This window comes from Streptomyces sp. CB03238, assembly GCF_002099185.1.
In the GTDB taxonomy this organism is placed as follows: domain Bacteria; phylum Actinomycetota; class Actinomycetes; order Streptomycetales; family Streptomycetaceae; genus Streptomyces.
Genome location: NZ_NBCN01000008.1, coordinates 109,765 through 127,566, shown reverse-complemented (window position 1 = coordinate 127,566; position 17,802 = coordinate 109,765). Strand labels below are relative to the sequence as shown.

The 17,802-nt window shown below is 72.5% G+C and carries 19 protein-coding genes; 5 read left to right on the top strand and 14 right to left on the bottom strand.

Features of this window, described 5'->3' with window-relative positions; all coding sequences use genetic code 11:
* Positions 1-89 precede the first annotated feature (89 nt).
* Positions 90-1,244 carry an alpha/beta hydrolase gene (locus BKD26_RS16530; protein ID WP_084898639.1) on the top strand — a complete coding sequence of 385 codons (1,155 nt, stop codon included), beginning with the start codon at positions 90-92 and terminating at the stop codon, positions 1,242-1,244.
* Here the strand turns inward: BKD26_RS16530 and BKD26_RS16525 are convergent.
* Together BKD26_RS16525 and BKD26_RS16520 are read right to left on the bottom strand one after the other, a co-directional pair.
* On the bottom strand, positions 1,188-1,394 hold the full coding sequence (locus tag BKD26_RS16525) for a DUF397 domain-containing protein (RefSeq protein WP_084898638.1): 207 nt from the start codon (positions 1,392-1,394) through the stop codon (positions 1,188-1,190). The two genes, BKD26_RS16530 and BKD26_RS16525, sit on opposite strands and share 57 nt — an antisense overlap.
* Positions 1,391-2,209 (bottom strand): helix-turn-helix transcriptional regulator, encoded by an 819-nt coding sequence (locus BKD26_RS16520; protein WP_241518690.1) that lies wholly within the window; start codon positions 2,207-2,209, stop codon positions 1,391-1,393. The genes BKD26_RS16525 and BKD26_RS16520 overlap by 4 nt, the downstream gene beginning before the upstream one ends.
* A gap of 82 nt (positions 2,210-2,291) precedes the next feature.
* Here BKD26_RS16520 and BKD26_RS16515 point away from each other — a divergent pair, with 82 nt between their 5' ends.
* Positions 2,292-2,714: a hypothetical protein gene (locus BKD26_RS16515; protein ID WP_084898635.1), complete on the top strand. Its 423-nt coding sequence runs from the start codon at positions 2,292-2,294 to the stop codon at positions 2,712-2,714.
* Between the two features lie 148 nt (positions 2,715-2,862).
* Here the strand turns inward: BKD26_RS16515 and BKD26_RS16510 are convergent, their stop codons facing one another.
* Positions 2,863-3,543: a GDSL-type esterase/lipase family protein gene (locus BKD26_RS16510; protein WP_084898633.1), complete on the bottom strand. Its 681-nt coding sequence runs from the start codon at positions 3,541-3,543 to the stop codon at positions 2,863-2,865.
* 59 nt (positions 3,544-3,602) lie between these two features.
* On the opposite strand from BKD26_RS16510, the gene BKD26_RS16505 reads away from it, so the two are divergent.
* Positions 3,603-4,589, top strand: coding sequence for a hypothetical protein (locus tag BKD26_RS16505; protein WP_107417883.1), 987 nt, complete (start codon positions 3,603-3,605; stop codon positions 4,587-4,589).
* 52 nt (positions 4,590-4,641) lie between these two features.
* On the opposite strand, the gene BKD26_RS16500 is transcribed toward BKD26_RS16505, so the two are convergent.
* Positions 4,642-5,541, bottom strand: coding sequence for a LysR family transcriptional regulator (locus BKD26_RS16500; RefSeq protein WP_084898630.1), 900 nt, complete (start codon positions 5,539-5,541; stop codon positions 4,642-4,644).
* An 84-nt stretch (positions 5,542-5,625) separates the two neighbouring features.
* Between BKD26_RS16500 and BKD26_RS16495 the strand changes: the two genes are divergently transcribed.
* On the top strand, positions 5,626-6,501 hold the full coding sequence (locus BKD26_RS16495) for a PhzF family phenazine biosynthesis isomerase (RefSeq protein ID WP_084898628.1): 876 nt from the start codon (positions 5,626-5,628) through the stop codon (positions 6,499-6,501).
* Between the two features lie 206 nt (positions 6,502-6,707).
* Here BKD26_RS16495 and BKD26_RS16490 read toward each other — a convergent pair whose 3' ends face one another.
* The 8 genes from BKD26_RS16490 to BKD26_RS16455 form a co-directional block, all read right to left on the bottom strand.
* On the bottom strand, positions 6,708-7,367 hold the full coding sequence (locus tag BKD26_RS16490; protein WP_084898626.1) for a DUF4360 domain-containing protein: 660 nt from the start codon (positions 7,365-7,367) through the stop codon (positions 6,708-6,710).
* Positions 7,368-7,573: 206 nt separating this feature from the next.
* Positions 7,574-8,692 (bottom strand): phosphoserine transaminase, encoded by a 1,119-nt coding sequence (gene serC, locus BKD26_RS16485; RefSeq protein WP_084898624.1) that lies wholly within the window; start codon positions 8,690-8,692, stop codon positions 7,574-7,576.
* An 81-nt stretch (positions 8,693-8,773) separates the two neighbouring features.
* Complete coding sequence (locus tag BKD26_RS16480) at positions 8,774-9,988, bottom strand: cytochrome P450 (RefSeq protein ID WP_084898622.1); 1,215 nt, start codon at positions 9,986-9,988, stop codon at positions 8,774-8,776.
* Complete coding sequence (locus BKD26_RS16475; RefSeq protein ID WP_084898620.1) at positions 9,985-11,202, bottom strand: cytochrome P450; 1,218 nt, start codon at positions 11,200-11,202, stop codon at positions 9,985-9,987. The genes BKD26_RS16480 and BKD26_RS16475 overlap by 4 nt, the downstream gene beginning before the upstream one ends.
* Complete coding sequence (locus BKD26_RS16470) at positions 11,199-11,798, bottom strand: ATP/GTP-binding protein (RefSeq protein WP_084898619.1); 600 nt, start codon at positions 11,796-11,798, stop codon at positions 11,199-11,201. Before BKD26_RS16470 ends, BKD26_RS16475 begins: the two co-directional genes overlap by 4 nt.
* Positions 11,779-12,147: a DUF742 domain-containing protein gene (locus tag BKD26_RS16465; protein WP_084898617.1), complete on the bottom strand. Its 369-nt coding sequence runs from the start codon at positions 12,145-12,147 to the stop codon at positions 11,779-11,781. The genes BKD26_RS16470 and BKD26_RS16465 overlap by 20 nt, the downstream gene beginning before the upstream one ends.
* Entirely contained in the window at positions 12,144-12,551 is a 408-nt protein-coding gene (locus BKD26_RS16460; RefSeq protein ID WP_084898615.1) for a roadblock/LC7 domain-containing protein, read from the bottom strand. Before BKD26_RS16460 ends, BKD26_RS16465 begins: the two co-directional genes overlap by 4 nt.
* The gene (locus BKD26_RS16455; RefSeq protein ID WP_084898614.1) at positions 12,548-13,996 is read right to left on the bottom strand and encodes an ATP-binding protein; all 1,449 of its coding nucleotides are present in this window, start codon (positions 13,994-13,996) and stop codon (positions 12,548-12,550) included. Before BKD26_RS16455 ends, BKD26_RS16460 begins: the two co-directional genes overlap by 4 nt.
* 176 nt (positions 13,997-14,172) lie before the next feature.
* On the opposite strand from BKD26_RS16455, the gene BKD26_RS16450 reads away from it, so the two are divergent.
* Positions 14,173-17,007, top strand: coding sequence for an FAD-binding and (Fe-S)-binding domain-containing protein (locus BKD26_RS16450; RefSeq protein WP_084898612.1), 2,835 nt, complete (start codon positions 14,173-14,175; stop codon positions 17,005-17,007).
* On the opposite strand, the gene BKD26_RS16445 is transcribed toward BKD26_RS16450, so the two are convergent.
* Together BKD26_RS16445 and BKD26_RS16440 are read right to left on the bottom strand one after the other, a co-directional pair.
* Entirely contained in the window at positions 16,997-17,377 is a 381-nt protein-coding gene (locus tag BKD26_RS16445; protein ID WP_179166563.1) for a hypothetical protein, read from the bottom strand. The two genes, BKD26_RS16450 and BKD26_RS16445, sit on opposite strands and share 11 nt — an antisense overlap.
* Entirely contained in the window at positions 17,374-17,628 is a 255-nt protein-coding gene (locus BKD26_RS16440) for a hypothetical protein (RefSeq protein ID WP_084898904.1), read from the bottom strand. Before BKD26_RS16440 ends, BKD26_RS16445 begins: the two co-directional genes overlap by 4 nt.
* Positions 17,629-17,802 lie beyond the last annotated feature (174 nt).

Genomic DNA, 17,802 nt, shown 5'->3' with positions numbered 1-17,802 from the left:
GGGCGGAGACCGGCGTACGTCCAGAGGCCCACACCGTTCAGGCCGTGGGGGGACGACCCGGGAAGGGGCCGCTGCCTAGCCTCACCGGTATGCATCCACTGCCTCGCGGCACAGCAGCCGCTTTACTCGGCCTGTCCCTCGCCCTGCTCGGCACGGGCGTCGCCCAGGCCGCACCCCCCGCCACGGCCGCTTCCCCGGCCGCCGAGACCGCCCGCGTACGACTCGAACTGCCGCCGCCCACCGGGGCGTACGCCGTCGGCCGCGACACCCTGCACCTCGTGGACACCGACCGCCCCGACCCCTGGGTCCCGGAGGCCGGGGCACGCGAGCTGATGGTGTCCCTGTACTACCCGGCCCGGCCCGGTGGCGGCCGGACCGCCCCGTACATGACCGAGGGTGAGGCCCGCGCCTTCATCGAGGACCGGAAACTCACCGACGCGGTCTCCGCCGGGACCCTCAGCGGCACCCACACCAACTCCCGCCCCGGCGCGACGCCCGTACGCGGGACGTTCCCGCTCGTGGTGCTGTCGCCCGGGTTCACCGTCAACCGCTCCACGCTGACCGTGCTCGCCGAGGAACTCGCCAGCCAGGGGTACGTCGTCGCCGCCGTCGACCACGCCTACGAGTCGGTGGGCACGGCGTTCCCCGGCGGCCGTCTCCTCACCTGCGTCGCCTGCGAGAAGAGGGACATGAACGCGGTCGCGAAGGTGCGCGCCCAGGACGTGTCCTTCCTGCTCGACCGGCTGCTCTCCGACCGGCACCCCGCCTGGCGGCACGCCCGCCTGATCGACCACGCGCGGATCGGCATGGCCGGCCACTCCATCGGCGGTGCCTCCGCCGCCTCCACCATGGCGGGCGACCAGCGGGTACGCGCCGGGGCCAACCTGGACGGCTCGCTCTTCGACCCGGTGCCCACCGACGGTCTCGGCGGACGGCCCTTCATGCTGCTCGGTACGGGCGACGACGACACGACCTGGGCACGCGACTGGCCGCTCCTCGACGGCTGGAAGCGCTGGATCAACGTCACCGGCTCGGGCCACTTCACCTTCACCGACACGCCCGTTCTCGCCGACCAGTTGGGCCTCCTGCCCCCGGACGAGCCCCTGTCGGGCAAACGGTCGCAGGAGATCACCCGCGCGTACGTGACGGCATTCTTCGACCTGCACCTGAAGGGCGTGGAGCGGCCTCTACTGGACGGCCCCTCCGCCGAGCACCCGGAGGTGGTCTTCCACGAGGAACGCTGACCAGGCGGCAGGGGAGAGGGCGAGGCCGGGGCGGGCGGTGTCCTTGGAGTCACGGACGTGGACGGTGCGGGGGGAGAGGGCGACCTCGACGCAGTCGCCCTGCTGGTCGCCGCTGTAGCTGCTCTTGAACCAATCGAGGCCGGTGCTCATAGGTTTCGTGCCACCTCTTCAATGTACTTGGCGGAATCGTCCGGGCTAAGGGCCTGTGCTCGCAGAATGCCATAGCGGGCGAACACGTCACCCAGTTCAGGCTGCTCGCTGACGAAGTACCGGCCGCTCTGCCCTTCCACGTAGACCAGTTGTTGTCGCCGCTTGGCTGTCTCGATGAGAGTGAACGGGCCGTTGAGTCCAGCATGGGTGGGTCGGTCTTCCGGCACGACCTGGATCTCTACGTTCAGCAACCGGGAGATGTCGAGGATGTGCAGCAGGTTCTCCTTGAGGACCGCTGCACCTCCAAGGGGCCGGGTCAGCGCGGGCTTCTCCAGGACGAAGCTGATGAGCGGCATGGGCTTCCGGTGGAACAGCTTCTGCCGGTCAAGCCGCGCTGCGATCGACGCCTCCAACTCGTCCGGGTCCCATGGCGGGCAGGCGCACGCGTACACGGCCCGCACGTAGCGTTCGGTCTGGAGCAGTCCAGGGATCAGATGGTTCGCGTACGTGTGAAGGCCCGCCGCCCGCGCCTCCTCCTCCAAGTAGTCCTCGAACCACGCCGCCACCCCGCTCGCCTTCACCTCCTCCGCCACCTCCACCAGTGCACCTTGTGCACCCAACCGCTCATCGGCCACGTTCACGAAGTTGCCCCTCGGGCGGCGTTCGCCGCGCTCGATCATGGCTACTTGGGACTTGGAGTATCCAGTCTCCCGGCCCAGTGCCTCCTGAGAGACCTTGGCCCGCTCGCGGTAGAACCGCAGCAGCCTGCCGAACGCCTTCGCGGCGCCTGGGCTGCCGTTGTTTCCGATGTTCACGCCCGCCCTCCCCACGTACACAGTCCTGCACAAACGCCTTGTGGCGCTGGTCACAGTAGAGCGGGACCGCAAAGCTGGCCGCATGAATCCGCGCATTTCACTTGACAGGGTTCCGTCCTGGATTCCCGCGTCCGGGCATGCCCTGCGGCATGCAGGCATCCACTTTGATGCCGTGCGCATCGGGGGACTCCTCGGAGAGGAAGTGGCCTACCGGCTCATGGAGTTCACCGACTTCCAGGCCGGGCCTATCGTCCGGGAGCTGACCGGTGAGCGGAACCTGTACTTCCTCCTGCCGCCCCAGACGGCGGCGGCTCACGCGTGGCCGGCGGGTACGCGGGCCCTGAGCCGAGCCGGGCGCAGCGCCGCGTTCGTCGGCATCCCCGCGCTCGACGGGCTGACCTGGCCACTGGACTGGCGCTCCCACCCCACCGAGGAGGTCCCCTTCGTGGAACCCGACTTGCTTCACGAAATGGTGGGCCACGCGCTCAACGTGCCGCCCCGGTAAGGCTCTCGGGGTGGGCGTGCTGGTCATGGTGGGCGTGTGGGCCACACTCGGAGAGAGGGCGGCCCCCCACGGCCGGCATGACCAGCAGGCCCACCCCCGGGGCGGTGGCCCGTGCGGCAGCACTACCGGGACGCCCGCACCGGTGGCCCTACGTGTACGGGCCGCCCAGGGCCCAGGCCTGGTGCATGGCCGTGGCGAAGGCGGCTGCCAGTTTGTGTTCGCCCGACGGGCCGGGGTGGGTGCCGTCGTAGGTGTCGGTGTCGATGTCGTACGACTCCGGGGGCGAGGCCAGGAGGAGCGGGGAGCCGGGCTGGTCGAGGTCGGCGACGGACTTGGCCAGCAGCTCGTTGAAGCGGGCGCACTCGGCGGCGAAGGGGGCGTCGTGGCGGGCGCGTATGTTCGGGATCACCGGCAGCAGGACGGCCCGGATGTGCGGGTTCCCTCCACGGGCCCCGGCGATGAACGCCCGTACGTTCCCCGTCGTCTGCGTGCTGTCCGTGTAGAAGCCCAGGTCTATCAGCCCCAGGGACACCAGCAGCACGTCCGCCTTCGTCGCGGCGACCGTCTCACCGATCACCGGCGCCATGTGCAGCCAGCCCTCGCCCCAGCCGGAGAGGTGCCTGCGGGCGTCGGCGGGGAAGGCGGGGTCGGCGTACTGGTGCGAGACGGGGGCGTCGGCGGCCGGGTCGTACAGCTCGGTGCGGGGGCCGACGATCTCGTACGGGCGGCCGTCGGAGGTCGCGTCGAGGTGCTGCCACATCCGGTAGCGCCAGGTGTAGTCGCCGGCGCGTCCGATGGTCATGGAGTCGCCGACGAACATGAAACGCATGGGGGTCATCATCGCGGACCGGGGCGCTGGTGTGCGATGTGACCATGGACACTGGGGGCATGGTTTCGTTGCGTACGACGGTGGGTCTGGCCTCGGCCGTGGTGGTGCTGGCCGCCGCCCCCGCCATGGCGGAAGACGGCGGGTTCACGATCGGGGACCCCCGGATCACCGAGTCGAGCGGCCTCGCGGCGAGCCGCGCCCACCCGGGCGTCTACTGGACGCACAACGACCAGGACGAGCCACGGGTGTTCGCCGTGGACGGCCGGACCGGCAGGACGGTGGCCACCGTCACCCTGCGCGGGGTCGGCACGCCGCGTGACATGGAGGCGGTCTCGGTCGGGGCGGACGGCCATGTGTACGTGGGTGACATCGGGGACAACCTCGACGGCTCCTGGCAGCACGTCTGGATCTACCGCTTCCCCGAGCCGGAGCAGCTGCGTGACCGGACCGTGGAGGCCACCCAGTACACGGTGACGTACGCCGACGGGCCGCGTAACGCCGAGGCGTTGATGGTGCATCCGAAGACCGGGCGGGTCTACATCGCGTCGAAGAACGAGGACGGGGGCGGACTGTACGAAGGTCCCGCCCGGCTGAGCGCCGACGGCCCGAACGTCTTCCGGCGGATCGCCGAGGTGCCGTGGGTCACGGACGGGGCGTTCTCGCCGGACGGCGGGGAGCTGGTGTTGCGCGGCTACTTCAGCGCCCGTGCGTACCCCTGGAAGGACGGGCGGCCGGGCGGGGAGCGGCGGTTGAGCGCGCCGATCCAGCGGCAGGCGGAGTCGGTGACGTACACGGTGGACGGGTCGGCGCTGATGTTCGGTTCCGAGGGGGCGGACAGCGAGGTGGTGCGCGTAGCTCTGGAGTCGCGGCCCGCCCCGGACAAGAGCGGTTCCCCCGGTTCGGGCGGCAAGGGCGGGGTGTCGCCGGTGGATCCGGGCGCCGGCGGGGGTGACGGCGGCGGCAACGCCACCGTGGGCGCCGTGGTGGTGGCCGGTGCCGCCGTGCTCGTACTGGTGTGGCGGCGCTCGCGACGCCCCAGGGGCTGACCCGGGCATGGTGATGCGGATGCCCGGCCAAGGGAGTCCCACCGGGCTGTCGTCAGCCGTCGTCGCCGGAGAGGTGTCGCACCACTTCCCGTGTGAACGCCTGCGCCGCCGGTGAGACCCACCGCCTGCTGTGCCGGGCCAGGAGGAGGGGTACGTCGGCGAAGCCCGGCCCCGGAACCCGCGCCAGCCGTCCCTGGCGCAGGTGCTCCTCCACCGTCGTCAGGGGCAGCAGGGCGAGGCCGAGTCCCGAGGCCACGCAGCCGCGCGCCGCGTCCACGCTCCCGAACCGGGTCAGCCGTGGCCGGGCCCCGGCCACGGTGAGCAGCCGCCGCTCCAGCGCGTCGCTGTAGGAGCAGCCCTGTTCCAGCAGGAAGAAGCTCTCCGCCGCGAGGTCTTCCCAGGAGGCGGCTCGCGTACGTGCGGCGAACGGGTGCGTGGGGGCGCAGACAAGGGCGAGCGGTTCGCGGGCGACCGGCTCGGCCGTCACATCGGGGAAGCCGGCCTCCTCCTCCAGCAGCAGGGCCACATCGAGGCGTCCGGACCGCAGGCCCTCGACGCACTCCGTCGTGCCGGCGGCGTGGAGGCGTACGTCGACCTCGGGATGGCGGGTGCGCAGGGAGACCATGACGCCCGGGAGCCGGGTGGCGCACAGCGACTCGGGAGTGCCCACGGTCACCTGCCCCCGTACGGCCCCGTCACCGTCGTCGCCGCCGGCCCGCAGGCGCGCCACGGCGTCGAGGACGGTCTCGGCCTCCGCCAGCAGCCGCCGCCCGGAGTCGGTGAGCAGAGCGCCCGTGGGAAGGCGGTCGAAGAGCCGGGTTCCGAGTTCCCGCTCCAGGGTGCGGATGTGCACGGTGACCGTGGACTGCGCCAGGTGCAGCTCCGCCGCGGCGGAGGTGAAGCTGCCGCTCCGGGCGAGGGTCGTGAAGGTGTGAAGAAGCCGGGTGTCCACCGACCAAGAATATGCAATGTGCGCATCGGTACCATCGGAATCAATCGTTGGACGCGATGGTCCGACGCGCGCCAGCATAGGGCCATGACCACCACCGAAGCCCACGGCCCGCTGACCGAGACCCTCCGTTACTCGGCTTTCACCGACGACCCGGAGGGCGGGAACCCCGCCGGTGTCGTGCTCGGGGCCTCCGGGCTCGACGAGGCGGCGATGCTCGCCATCGCCGCCGGCCTCGTGTACTCGGAGACCGCGTTCGTCACGCGCCGCGACGAAGCGGCGCGACGGTTCCAGGTCCGCTACTTCAGTCCGCTGGCGGAGGTGGCCTTCTGCGGACACGCCACCATCGCCCTGTCCGTCGCGCTCGCCGAGCGGCTGGGCGCCGGCGACCTGCTGCTCGACACCCCCGTGGGCGAGATCCCCGTGGCCACCGGTCTCGACGACTCGGGCGCGGTCCTGGCCACGCTCACCAGCGTCCCCACCCGCAGCCGGCCCGCCGTCGGCGCCGAACTGGACGGGACGCTGCGGTCCTTGGGGTGGACGGCCGCCGACCTCGATCCCGCCCTGCCCCCGCACGTGGCCTTCGGCGGCAACGACCACCTGGTCCTGGCGGCCGCCTCGCGGGAGCGCCTGGCCGACCTGGACTACGACTTCGACGCCCTGGCCGCGGTGATGCGGCAGCACGGCTGGACGACCGTGAACCTGGTGTGGCGCGAGTCCCCGGCGCGCTTCCACGCCCGCAACCCCTTCCCGGTGGGCGGTGTCGTGGAGGACCCGGCCACCGGAGCGGCGGCTGCGGCGCTCGGCGGCTACCTCCGCACGCTGGGCCTGATCACCGGCCCCACGACGATCGCGATCCGGCAGGGCGAGGACATGGGCCGCCCCAGCGATCTGCTGATCGATGTCTCTCCGGGGGACGATCGCACGCGTGTCACGGGACGGGCCGTACCGATCAGCCAGTGACGCGATCGATTGCCCGTGCGGTCAGGGTGTCGGCCGACCGGGACGCCGGGTGTTCCCGCTCGGCCCGCGGGGTGTTGAGCTTCCGGCGGACCTCGTCCGGCACGCGCGTCACGGAAGGTTCCGCTCCAGGCCCGTGGCGCCGCCCGCACGACGAGGAGGGTGGGCCCGCGGAGGGGGCGCGGGCCCACCCGGTCACCGGGAAATGCCTACTTCGGGCACTCCTTCCAGGCCAGCCGGTAGATCGTTTTGATGTCGGCGTCCGTGGAGTCCATGGCGATGAAGCTGTTGGTCTTGGTCGGGTCGGAGGTACCCGCGCTGACCCGCAGCTCGGTATTGATGTTGAAGTTCCGCTTCACGCCGCAGGGCGCCCAGACGAGCTGGCCCCAGTCGGTCTGGTCGGTCGCCTGCCAGTTGTTGTCGTACGGGCCCTGGTACGGGTGCGACCTGGATGCGGTGTCGGGCGAGCCCTGGAAGTAGTAGGACGCCTTCTGTACGGCGGTGGCGCCGGCCTCCAGCTTGGCGTACCCGCGGTAGTCGGCGCTGGCGACGGCGTAGGTGAAGCCGTGCGGGACGTGCACGATCAGGTTGAGCTGGCAGTTCTTGCGGAAGTCGGTCGGCTCCGCGCCGACGCCCACCTGGGCGAGGTAGTCGCTGTACGTCACGGTGAAGGCGGTGTTGTCCGGGGCGACGGCGACGGCGGCCGTGCCCAGGGGGCAGCCCGAGCCGTTGACGGTTGCGATCTCGATCACGATCTTGTCGGGCGGGGCGACGATGCCCGCCGAGGCGGGGGCCGGCGTGAGGACGGTCGACGCGACCGCTGTGGTGAGGGCCGCGCCGGTGAGCAGCGCTCGGGGTCTTCTGGACATGGGGCTCCGATCGGTTGCCGGTCGAAGTGGAGGGTCCAACCGTAAATGTCGTGAGCATGTCAATCCTCCGGCTCCGTGGTGCTGGTGTGCCGGAGTGCTTCGGATGGTAGGGACCGGCGACGGCGCCCGATAGAGCGGTTATCGGCCGCATACGGAAGGGCCCCGACCTCTCGGGTCGGGGCCCTTCACCTATGTAGCCCGGCCGCTTACAGCTTCTCGATCACGTAGTCGACACACGCCGTCAGCGCCTCGACGTCCGCCGGGTCGATCGCCGGGAACATCGCGATCCGCAGCTGGTTGCGGCCCAGCTTGCGGTACGGCTCGGTGTCCACGATGCCGTTGGCGCGCAGCACCTTGGCGACCGCCGCCGCGTCGATCTCGTCCGAGAAGTCGATCGTGCCGATGACCTGCGAGCGCTTCGCCGGGTCCGGGACGAACGGCGTGGCGTACTTGGACTCCTCCGCCCAGCCGTACAGGGTGCGCGCGGACGTCGCGGTGCGGCGCACCGACCAGTCCAGACCGCCCTGGCCGTTGATCCACTTCAACTGCTCGTTGAGCAGGAACAGCGTGGACAGGGCCGGGGTGTTGTACGTCTGGTTCTTCAGCGAGTTGTCGATCGCCGTCGGCAGCGAGAAGAACTCCGGGACGTGACGGCCCGAGGCGTGGATCCGGGCGGCCCGCTCCAGCGCCGCCGGGGAGAACACGCCGATCCACAGGCCGCCCTCGGAGGCGAACGACTTCTGCGGGGCGAAGTAGTAGACGTCCGACTCGGTGATGTCGACCGGCAGGCCGCCCGCGCCGGAGGTCGCGTCGACGAGGACCAGCGCGCCCTCGTCGGCGCCCTCGACGCGCTTGACGGGCGCGGCGACACCGGTGGAGGTCTCGTTGTGCGTGAACGCGTACACGTCGACGCCCGCCTCCGCCCGCGGCTCGGGGTGCGTGCCCGGGTCGGAGGAGATCACGGTCGGCTCGGCCAGCCACGGGGCCAGCTTCGACGCCTTGGCGAACTTGGAGGAGAACTCGCCGAAGGACAGGTGCTGCGACTTGTTCTCGATCAGCCCGTGGGTCGCGATGTCCCAGAAGGCGGTGGAGCCGCCGTTGCCGAGGATCACCTCGTAGCCCTCGGGGAGGGAGAACAGGTCGCGTACGCCCGCGCGGACCTCGCCGACCAGGTTCTTGACCGGGGCCTGGCGGTGGGACGTACCGAGGAGGGAGGTGCCGGTGGCGGCCAGGGCGTCCAGCGCCTCCGTACGCACCTTGGAGGGGCCCGCGCCGAAACGGCCGTCGGCGGGCTTGATGTCAGCGGGAATCTGGATCTCAGCCACGGATCGGAGCCTAGTCCCTGACGGACACGGCGGACGGCCGTGTCCGTCGGGTGAGACGTGGAAATGAGACGTCAGCGCGGCTCAGTGCAGCCGGACGGGCAGCTCGAACAGATCGTTCTGGGTGACGACCGGCTTGTTGCGGAGCTCGGAGGCGGGCACGGCGAGCGTGAGGTCCGGGAAGCGCGCGTACAGCGCGGGCAGGGCGACGCCCGCCTCCAGGCGGGACAGTGCGGCGCCCGGGCAGACGTGCGGGCCGTGGCCGAAGGAGATGTGCCGGTTGGGCGAGCGGGTGATGTCGAAGACGCCCGCGCTCGGGCCGTGCTGCTTCTCGTCGCGGCCGATCGCCCCGTACGACACGATCAGCGCGTCCCCCTTCGGGAGGGTACGGTCGCCCACCCGGACGTCCTCGGTCGCGAACCGGATCAGGACGTGCGAGGTGGGCGTGGAGAAGCGGAGCGTCTCCTCCACCACCGCGTCCCAGCCGGCCTCGCCGGAACGGACGAGGGCCAGCTGCTCGGGATGGGCGGACAGGTTGACGACGGCGTTGACGATCAGCGAGATCGTCGTCTCGTGGCCCGCCGCCACCATCAGCTGGAGGGTGGAGACGATCTCCTCGTCGGTGAGGTGGTCGCCGTTCTCGGAGGCGGCGATCAGCGCGCTGGTGAGGTCGTCGCCCGGCTCGGCGCGGCGGGCGGCCACCACCTTCGCCATCATCTCCGCCAGCTCCCCGAGGGTCGCCACGACCTCCTCCGGCGGCGTCTGGGTGGAGAAGAACTTGTCGAACAGCACCTTCAGGCGCGGGTGGTCCGCCGGGTCGATGCCCATCAGGTCGCTGATCACGTACATGGGCAGGGGATAGGCGAAGGCGGCCTTCAGGTCCACCGTCCCGCCCGGCCCGTGCGCGGCCAGGCCGTCCAGCAGGCCCTCCGTCAGCTCGGTGATCCGCGCCCGCATCAGCTCCACCCGGCGCGGGGTGAGCGCCTGCGCGACCAGCGCCCGCATCCGGCGGTGGTCCTCGCCGTCCACGGTCAGCATGGACCGGCCGGGGTTGGCCAGGCCGATCAGCGGCCAGTCCGGCGGTATCTCGCCGCGCTGCCAGGCGCCCCACACGTTGATGTCCTTCACGAGCCGCTTGTCGGTGAGCAGCTCGCGCGCCTCCGCGTGGTGCGTGACCGCCCACACCGGCACCCCGCCCGGCAGGACGACCCGGGCGAGCGGCCCGGCGGCGCGCAGGCGGGCGCTCTCGCCGTCGAGGTCGGTGACGAAGGGGTCCAGATGTATGGGCTCAGTGGTCATGGGGTGCCTCCGAGGGCGGGGGTCGGGGTGAAGGTCACGGGCAGGTCGGTCAGGCCGCGCAGCCAGGGCGACGGCCGCCGGGTGAGGGAGCCGGCCGGTACGGCGAGGTCGAGGTCGGGCAGCCGGTCCAGCAGCACCTCGATCCCGGTACGGGCGATGACCTCGGCGATCTCCTGGGCGGGGAACGGGCAGCGGTGCTCGCCGTGCCCGAAGGAGAAGTGGGCGCTGTTGCCGCCGGTGAGGGCGGAGTTGTCGATGTGGACCTGCGGGTCGGCGTTGGCGGCGGCCAGGCCCAGCAGGAGCAGGTCGCCCGCCTTGATGTGCCGCCCGCCCAGGTGCGTGTCGCGCGACGCCCACCGCCCGGCCACGTTCTGCGACGGGGTGTCGGCCCACAGCACCTCGTTCATCGCCTCGGCGACGCTGTGCCGGCCGCCGGACAGGGAGGCCGCGAACCGGTCGTCGGTCAGCATCAGGCGCAGCGAGTTGCCGATCCAGTCGGCCGTCGGCTGGTGCCCGGCCGCCATCATGACCATCAGGTCCTGGGCGATCTCCTCGACGGTGAACCCGGACGGGTCGGCCAGCATGCGGGAGGCCACGTCCTCGCCCGGCTCGGCCCGTTTGGCGGCGAGGAGGCCGAACATCGACTCGGCCAGGTGCTGCTGGCCGGCCAGCGCCCGCTCCCGGCCGTCGATCATGTCGTTGAGCGCGGTGACGAGCCCAGGGCCTTGCGCGTCGGGTACGCCGTAGATCTTCACCAGGACGCGGACGGGCAGCAGCATGGCGTACTGGGCGATCAGCTCCGCCTCGCCCGTGCCGCAGAACGTGTCGATCAGCCCGTCCGCGTACTCCTCGGCGTACCGGCGCAGGCTGAAGGGGTCGACCGATTCGAGGGCGGTCGCGATCATCCCGGCGCGCTGCCGGTGGCGTTCGCCGACCGTGTAGAGGATCGACGGCTGCTTGCGGCCGATCATGGGCAGCAGCGGCCAGTCGTCGGGGATGCGGTCCCACTGGTTCCACAGGTCGGAGTCGCGGCTGAAGAGCACCGGGTCGCTGGTGACCTGGTGCAGCTCCCGGTAGTCGAGCACCAGCCAGGCCGGGACGTCCCCGTCGAGCACGACCGGCGCGACGGCTCCGTGCTCGCGCCTCAGCTCCCGGTACAGCTGGGCGGGTTCGGCCTGGAACCGGGGCCCGGACAGGGGCAACGGGGCGGTCATGTTCTGGTCTCCCGGAGGGCGTGCAGGTGTTGGAGGTGGGTGACGAGCGTGATCAGTACGTACTTGCTCGACGAGCGGTCGCGGGCGTCGCACTCGACCAGCGGTACGTCGTCGGCCAGGTCGAGCGCCTCGCGGATCTCGCGCTCGGTGTGGGCCGGGCCGCCGAAGTCGTTGCAGGCGACGATGAACGGCATGCCGTGGTGCTCCAGGCGGTCGATCGCGTACCAGGAGTCGGCGAGGCGGCGCGTGTCGACGAGGACGACCGCGCCGAGGGTGCCGGAGAAGAGGCGGTCCCACAGGAACCAGAAGCGTTCCTGGCCGGGGGCGCCGAAGAGGTACAGGACGTTGTGCGCGTCGAGCGTGATGCGGCCGAAGTCGAAGGCGACGGTGGTGGACGTCTTGGCGTGGATCTGGCCGACGTCGTCGACGGCCTCGCCCGCGCGGGTCATCGTCTCCTCGGTGTTGAGGGGACGGATCTCGCTGACCGAGCGTACGAGGGTGGTCTTGCCGACACCGAAACCGCCGACGATGACGATCTTGAGACCGTTGTCGGCGGTGCTGGTGAGGGGTGTCCGTTCAGAGGTTGCGGAGTCCAACGAGCACCTGCTCCAGAATGTCGGGGTCGGGAAGGCTGTGCGCGGATGCGCGCGGGTGGCGGGCGCTGATCCGGCCCGTACCGAGCAGGTCGGAGAGCAGGATGCGCACGATGCCGACCGGCAGGGCGAGTTCGGCCGCCACCTCGACGACCGCGGTGGGGCGCCGGCACATCCGGAGGATCGCGGCGTGCTCGGACTGCATGCCGGGCCCCGGCTCGGACTCGGCGACCACCAGGGTCACCAGGTCGAACGGCGCGTCCGGGGCGGAGCGGGTGCGGCCACCGGTGAGGGTGTACAGCCGGTCCGGGGACTCGTCCCGGTGGCTCCCGGACCGGCCTGTCGGGCTCACGGTGTGCGGGGCTCGGCGTGCAGGTGCTCGCCGAGCTGCTCGACGAGCTCGCTCATGTTGTGCCCGACCAGGCCGACGTCGGAGTCCTCGGCGGCGACGACCGCGAGGTGGGCGCCCTCGCCGGCCTCGACGATGAGCAGGATGCCGCCGTAGAACTCGGCCATCGCTGACCGTACGCCGCCGGTCCCGTCGCCGAACTCCATGGACGCCCCGTGCGACAGGCTCTGGATGCCCGCCGCTATGGCGGCCAGCTGGTCGGCCTGGTCGACGGACAGCTCGGGCGTACGGCACAGCTTGAGGCCGTCCCGGGACAGCACGAGTGCGTGGCGGGCGCCGGGCGTGCGCTGGAGCAGGTTCTCCAGCAGCCAGTTGAGCTTCTCGTCGGTGGTGGTGCCGATCGTCATCGGGGGGTGCCTTCCGTGGTGGTGCGTACCGCGTGGCGGAAGCTGCTGAAACGGGCCGCCGACCGGGTGCGGGAGGCGGGGTCGGGGGTGGAGGGGGTGGTGCGGGGAGTTCCTTCGGGAGTGCCGCCGGGGGTGCCTTCGGGGTGGGCGGCGGCCAGGGTCTGGCCCCGGCGGCGCTTGGGGAGGCCGCCGGGGGTGGTGGCGGGGGAGGGGGAGTCGGTGAAGGCGGGCGACGGGCGGTCGTGGGGCGCGTGGGTGTCGCGGGGCGCGGGGATGTCGCGGGGCGCGCCGGGCGCGGGGGTCGTGCCGGGGGCGTGGGGGGCGGCCGTGTCGCGGGGGCGGGTGATCAGCTCGTGCGGGATCATCACCAGCGCGCCGGTGCCGCCGCGGGCCGAGGGGCGGAAGGACACGGTCAGCCCGTGCTTGTGGGCCAGGCGGCCGACGACGGCCAGACCCAGGCGGGTGCCGGACAGGCCGGTCAGGTCGGTCCGTTCGGCGGTGACGGCACGTTCGGCGCGGCGCAGCTGGACGTCGCTCATGACCAGGCCGCTGTCCTCCACGGTGACCACGAGCCCGGCCGGGACCTCCTCGACGTACACATGGACCTCGGCGGTGGGCGGCGAGAAGTTCGCGGCGTTGTCGAGGAGTTCGGCGAGCGCGTGCATGACGCCCTCGGCGGCGTGCCCGGCGATCGCGGCGTCGCTGGTGGTGTGGAGCCGTACGCGCTGGTAGCCGCCGATGCGGCCCATCGCGCCGCGCAGGATGGACTCCATCACGATCGGCTTGGCCCAGCGGCGGCCGGAGCGGGCGCCGGTGAGGACGGCGATGGAGTCGGCGAGGCGGCCGGCCTGGGCGGTGCGGTGGTCGAGGTGGAGGAGGTCGGTGAGGACGTCCTCGTCGGTGTGCCGGTGTTCCATCTCGCGGAGGTCGGCGAGCATGCTGGTGGCGAGGGCCTGCATGCGGCCGGCCGCGTTGGCGCAGGCGGCCACGGCGGCGGCCCGGTCGGTCTCGCTGCGCGTGGCCTCCGCGCGGGCCCGTTCGGCGTCGGCGCGGGCTTCGGCGGCGGTGCGGTCGGCCTGTGCGCGGGCTTCGGCGACGGCGCGGTCGGCTTCCGCGCGGGCTTCGGCGACGGCGCGGTCCGCCTCCGTCCTGGCGCGGGCCGCTTCCGCGCGGGCCTCGGCGACCGTCCGGGCGGTGTCGGCGGCGCGGCGCGCGGCCTCGGTGGTGAGCGCGGCGGCCCGGTCGCGCAGACGGCGGGCGGTGTCGAGGGCGTACGCGGCGGTGGTGACCGCGGCGGTCAGCAGGACGGCGGCCGTGGCCGAGCCCCACGCCAGCGGGGCCCGCACGGAGCCGGGAGCGAGGGCCACCGCTCCCGCGCACAGGAGGCCGGTGACGGCCGCCGAGATCAGCAGGGTCGGCGCGGCCGGCCGGAGGGAGGGGCGCAAATCGTCAGTCCTCTGGGCGTGGGGGCATCTGGAGCCGTCAATTCCCGAACAATTCCGGGTCACTATAAGAGAATTGACGATCAGTTTGGGCAGTTCTTGTGCGCATTCTTTCGATTGGCTTGGCGAGGAGTGAGGGACGGGAGGCCACCGGGCCGGTCGGGGGGCATCCTGGCCGCATGGGTGATCAGCGGCGGGAGACGGCGGACATCGCGCGGGCCCTTCGGCACGCCGTGCGCGGCGAGGTGGACTTCGGGGCGGCGGCCCGGGCCCTGCACACCATGGACGCGTCCAACTACCGGCGCGTCCCCGTCGGCGTCGTCGCCCCGCGCGACGCGGCCGACGTGGCCGCCGCGCTGGCGGTGTGCCGCGAGCACGGCGTGCCGGTCGTGCCGCGCGGCGCGGGCACGTCGATCGCCGGGCAGGCGACCGGCACCGGCGTCGTGCTCGACTTCACCCGGCACATGCGGGACATCGTCTCGGTGGACCCCGAGGCGCGCACGGCCGTCGTCCAGCCCGGCGTGGTCCTGGACCGGCTGCGCGGGGCGGCACGTGCGTACGGGCTGACCTTCGGGCCCGACCCGTCCACCCACAGCCGCTGCACGCTGGGCGGCATGATCGGCAACAACGCGTGCGGGTCGCACTCCGTGGCGTGGGGCACGACCGCCGACAACGTCGACCGGCTGTCGGTCGTGACGTACGGCGGCACCGAGCTGCACCTCGGGCGCGGCGGGCAGGGCGCGCCGGACGGGTTGGCGGACCTCGTCCGCGACCACCTGGCCGCCCTCCGCACCGGCTTCCCGCCGGGCCTTCCCCGCCGCATCTCCGGTTACGCCCTCGACGCCCTCCTCCCCGAGCGCGGCACCGACCTCGCCCGCGCCTTCTGCGGCAGCGAGGGCACCCTGGCCGTGCTCACCGAGGCGACCGTACGGCTCGTCGAGTCGCCGCCCGCCCGCGCCCTCGCCGTCCTCGGGTACGCCGACGAGGGCGCGGCCGCCGAGGCGGCACCCGGCCTCCTCCCGTACGGTCCGCTCACCGTGGAGGGCATGGCCGAGGACCTGGTCCGCGACCCCGCCGCCCGCGCCGCGCTGCCCCGGGGCGGCGCCTGGCTCTTCGCCGAGACGGGCGGCGCGACGCCGGAGGAGGCCGCCTCGCACGCGGCCCGGCTCCTGCGCATCGCCGACGCCCTGGACGCCAGCGTGGTCACCGAACCGGCCGCCCAGCGCGCCCTGTGGCGGGTCCGCGAGGACGCCGCCGGAACCGCCACCCGGACCGTCGAAGGCGCCGAGGCCTGGCCCGGCTGGGAGGACTGCGCCGTACCACCCGCCCGCCTCGGCGCGTACCTCCGCGACTTCCGCGCCCTGCTGGCCCGGCACGGACTGCGAGGTACGCCCTACGGGCACTTCGGCGACGGCTGCATCCACGTCCGTATCGACTTCGACCTGGTGTCGAAGGGCGGGGTGGAGCGCTTCCGGCGGTTCTCCGAGGACGTCGCCGATCTCGTCGTCGCCCATGGCGGCTCGCTGTCCGGCGAACACGGCGACGGGCAGGCGCGCGCCGAGCTGCTGCCCAGGATGTACGGGGGCGAGCTGGTCGCCCTCTTCGGCCGGTTCAAGGACCTGTGGGACCCGGCCGGAGGCATGAACCCGGGCATGCTCGCCCGGCCCGCCCGCCTCGACGACAACCTCCGCTTCGCCGTGCTGCCGCGCGAGCGCGTGGACGTCGCCTTCGGCTACCCGCACGACGGCGGGGACTTCGCCACCGCCGTACGGCGCTGTGTCGGCGTCGCCAAGTGCCGGGTGGACGGCCCCAGCCAGGGCCCGGGGGTGATGTGCCCGTCCTTCCGGGTGACGGGCGAGGAGCAGCACTCGACGCGCGGCCGTGCCCGGCTGTTGCACGAGATGCTGGCGGGCGAGGTGGTGACGGACGGCTGGCGGTCACCCGAGGTGCGGGACGCGCTGGACCTGTGCCTGTCGTGCAAGGGCTGCCGCAGCGACTGCCCGGTGGGGGTCGACATGGCGACGTACAAGGCGGAGTTCCTGCACCACCACTACGCGGGGCGGCTGCGCCCGGCCGCCCACTACGCGATGGGCCGCCTGCCGCAGTGGCTGCGCCTCGCCGCGCCCTTCGCCCGGGTCCTCAACGCCGCCGCACGGGTGCGCCCGCTCGCGGCCCTGGCCAAGCGGGTGGCGGGCATCGCACCGGAGCGGGACATCCCGGAGCTGGCGACGGAGACGTTCCGCCGCTGGTACGGGCGGCGGGGGAACACGGCGGGCGACCTGCTCCTGTGGCCCGACACGTTCACCGACCACCTGTCCCCGTCCGTGGGCCGCGCGGCCGTCACCGTCCTGGAGGCGGCCGGTCTGCGGCACGCGTTGCCGCCGCACCGGGTGTGCTGCGGCCTCACGTACGTCTCCACCGGCCAGCTCGACCGGGCCCGTACCGTCATGCGCCGCACCCTCGACACCATGGCGCCCACCCTGGGCACCCCCGTGGTCGTCCTCGAACCCAGCTGCGCCGCCGCCCTGCGCACCGACCTGCCCGAGCTGCTCCCCGACGACCCCCGGGCGCGCCGCCTGGCCGACTCCGTACGCACCTTCGCCCAGGCCCTGGAGGAGTACGCCCCCGACTGGCAGCCCCCGCGCCTGGACCGGCCGGTCGCCGGTCAGACCCACTGCCACCAGCACGCGGTCCTCGGCGACGCCCCCGACCGCCGGCTGCGCACCCGCGTGGGCCTCACCGGCGAGCTGAGCGGCGGCTGCTGCGGTCTGGCCGGCGACTTCGGGTTCACGCGCGGCCACTACGACGTCTCGGTCGCCTGCGCGGAGGAGCAGCTGCTGCCCTCCGTCCGCACGGCGCCCCCCGGCACCGAGATCCTGGCGGACGGCTTCTCCTGCCGCACGCAACTGGACCAGCTGGCGGGGGTGCGGGCCAGGCACCTGGCGGAGGTGCTGGCGGAGGCTCTCCGCCGGGGCGACCCGGCGGAGAGCCCGGAACCCGGACTCAGGGATTGAGGTCCAGCAGGCGGACGGGGGCGCCCTTCCAGCGGTCGCGTTCCATCGTGGCGACGACCCCGCCGCTCGGCCGCTCCGGTGTCGGTTCGGCGGCGTGCAGCACGTGGGCCATCGACCACGTGTCCTGCTTGGCGACGGCGAGAGCGGCGGGCGTATCCAGCTCCAGCAGAACGACGCCGGGCATGCTCGCGAAGTGCTCAGCCGTACCGGGGTGGGTGCGATCCGCCTCGACCAGGGCGCAGGTGGGCGCGTACAGGCGCCACCCGGCTTCGTTGTGGGCGCGGTGAATCACGCGAGAGGCCAGGAAGTTCCCTCGTCCGGCGGCCACCAGCGCCGTGTCGTCCATGATGACGTGGAGTGTGGTGCTCAACGGAGGGCCTCGGCAATACGTCGGTTGAGTTCGGCGTCGGCCTGCGCCAGCTCCTCGTCGGTGGGGTCGTAGCCGTTCCACTCGTGCAGGATCCGGCGGGCCTCGTCGGCCTGCGCCTTGCGCTCCTCCGGGGTGAGGAGGCTCTGGGCGAGGCTGGAGAGGTAGGCGCGCAGCGACATGCCTTCGGCAGCCGCGATGGTCGCGAGCCGGTCGCGGGCCTCGACGGGGATCCGGATGTTCGCGTCAGCCATCGTGACGACCCTCCTCTGTGTCGACGGATACGTACCCGTACCCGTACCCGTACCCATGTCCATCAGCGTCATGACCATACACTCACTTTCCGTCGGAGAACGTGCCCTCCGGATTCTTGGTGCGGAATGGGGAACTCCGGTCCCGTACCGTCGGTACGCAACCCGAACTGATGA

Excerpts from the sequence above, each read along its gene's own strand:
- BKD26_RS16440 (WP_084898904.1), bottom strand. The coding sequence starts at position 17,628 with ATGGCTGACGCGAACATCCGGATCCCCGTCGAGGCCCGCGACCGGCTC.
- BKD26_RS16475 (WP_084898620.1), bottom strand. The coding sequence starts at position 11,202 with ATGACCGCCCCGTTGCCCCTGTCCGGGCCCCGGTTCCAGGCCGAACCC.
- BKD26_RS16490 (WP_084898626.1), bottom strand. The coding sequence starts at position 7,367 with ATGTCCAGAAGACCCCGAGCGCTGCTCACCGGCGCGGCCCTCACCACA.
- BKD26_RS16515 (WP_084898635.1), top strand. The coding sequence starts at position 2,292 with ATGAATCCGCGCATTTCACTTGACAGGGTTCCGTCCTGGATTCCCGCG.
- BKD26_RS16530 (WP_084898639.1), top strand. The coding sequence starts at position 90 with ATGCATCCACTGCCTCGCGGCACAGCAGCCGCTTTACTCGGCCTGTCC.
- BKD26_RS16450 (WP_084898612.1), top strand. The coding sequence starts at position 14,173 with ATGGGTGATCAGCGGCGGGAGACGGCGGACATCGCGCGGGCCCTTCGG.
- BKD26_RS16510 (WP_084898633.1), bottom strand. The coding sequence starts at position 3,543 with ATGCGTTTCATGTTCGTCGGCGACTCCATGACCATCGGACGCGCCGGC.
- BKD26_RS16495 (WP_084898628.1), top strand. The coding sequence starts at position 5,626 with ATGACCACCACCGAAGCCCACGGCCCGCTGACCGAGACCCTCCGTTAC.
- BKD26_RS16505 (WP_107417883.1), top strand. The coding sequence starts at position 3,603 with ATGGTTTCGTTGCGTACGACGGTGGGTCTGGCCTCGGCCGTGGTGGTG.
- BKD26_RS16480 (WP_084898622.1), bottom strand. The coding sequence starts at position 9,988 with ATGACCACTGAGCCCATACATCTGGACCCCTTCGTCACCGACCTCGAC.
- BKD26_RS16460 (WP_084898615.1), bottom strand. The coding sequence starts at position 12,551 with ATGACGATCGGCACCACCACCGACGAGAAGCTCAACTGGCTGCTGGAG.
- BKD26_RS16525 (WP_084898638.1), bottom strand. The coding sequence starts at position 1,394 with ATGAGCACCGGCCTCGATTGGTTCAAGAGCAGCTACAGCGGCGACCAG.